Annotated in this window: 1 protein-coding gene; it reads left to right on the top strand. The window is 53.5% G+C overall.

Features of this window, described 5'->3' with window-relative positions:
- On the top strand, positions 1 to 213 hold a 213-nt coding region (locus tag ACTHTU_RS11480; RefSeq protein WP_440362623.1), incomplete at both ends, for a hypothetical protein.

Here is a 213-nt window from a genome sequence, read left to right as displayed (position 1 = left end):
AAGCCGGCGACACCACCGTGAACAACGACGGTGTGAAAGTAGGCGACGATGTTGCATTGACCCAAGACGGCGTTAAAGCAGGTGACGTCAAACTGACCAAAGACGGTTTGAACAACGCCGGCAAGAAGGTTATCAACGTAGCCGACGGCGACCTCAATGCCAACAGCAAAGATGCCGTTAACGGCAGCCAACTGTTTGCGACCAACCAAAACG

It is taken from the genome of Neisseria sp. P0020.S005 (assembly GCF_051957055.1).
Taxonomy (GTDB): Bacteria; Pseudomonadota; Gammaproteobacteria; order Burkholderiales; family Neisseriaceae; genus Neisseria; species Neisseria subflava_A.
Note: the sequence above shows the minus strand (reverse complement) of the source record. Positions and strands in the feature narration are given on the sequence as shown.